The 1098-nt window shown below is 53.6% G+C and carries 1 rRNA gene; it reads right to left on the reverse strand.

Features of this window, described 5'->3' with window-relative positions:
* Positions 1-11 precede the first annotated feature (11 nt).
* Positions 12-1098, reverse strand: a 23S ribosomal RNA gene (locus ABD980_RS11165); the annotation flags it as partial.

Consider the following 1098-nt stretch of genomic DNA (forward strand, 5'->3'; position numbering starts at 1 on the left):
TAAAAGGTTATAGGATCAAGCCGCACGGGCAATTAGTACTGGTTAGCTTCATGCATTGCTGCACTTCCACACCCAGCCTATCAACGTCCTGGTCTCGAACGACCCTTCAGGGGGGTCAAGCCCCCGGGATACCTAATCTTCAGACGAGTTTCCCGCTTAGATGCCTTCAGCGGTTATCTCTTCCGCACTTAGCTACTCGGCAATGCCATTGGCATGACAACCGATACACCAGAGGTGCGTCCACTCCGGTCCTCTCGTACTAGGAGCAGGCTCCGTCAAGTATCCAACGCCCACGGCAGATAGGGACCAAACTGTCTCACGACGTTTTAAACCCAACTCACGTACCTCTTTAAATGGCGAACAGCCATACCCTTGGGACCGGCTACAGCCCCAGGATGAGATGAGTCGACATCGAGGTGCCAAACACCGCCGTCGATATGAACTCTTGGGCGGTATCAGCCTGTTATCCCCAGAGTACCTTTTATCCGTTGAGCGATGGCCCTTCCATACAGAACCACCGGATCACTATGTCCTACTTTCGTACCTGTTCGACTTGTCAGTCTCACAGTTAAGCACGCTTATGCCATTGCACTATCAAGACGATTTCCGACCGTCTCTAGCGTACCTTCGAACTCCTCCGTTACACTTTAGGAGGAGACCGCCCCAGTCAAACTGCCCACCATGCACGGTCCCCGATCCGGATAACGGACCTAGGTTAGAACCATAAACAGACCAGGGTGGTATTTCAAGGATGGCTCCACGCAGACTGGCGTCCACGCTTCAGTGCCTCCCACCTATCCTACACAGGCCGGTTCACGATCCAATGCAAAGCTACAGTAAAGGTTCATGGGGTCTTTCCGTCTAGCCGCGGGTAGATTGCATCTTCACAACCACGTCAACTTCGCTGAGTCTCAGGAGGAGACAGTGTGGCCATCGTTACGCCATTCGTGCAGGTCGGAACTTACCCGACAAGGAATTTCGCTACCTTAGGACCGTTATAGTTACGGCCGCCGTTTACCGGGGCTTCGATCAAGAGCTTGCACCCCATCACTTAACCTTCCGGCACCGGGCAGGCGTCACACCCTATACGTCCACTTT

Origin of the sequence: Paenalcaligenes hermetiae (assembly GCF_039543645.1) — a bacterium.
GTDB lineage: Bacteria > Pseudomonadota > Gammaproteobacteria > Burkholderiales > Burkholderiaceae_B > Paenalcaligenes > Paenalcaligenes hermetiae.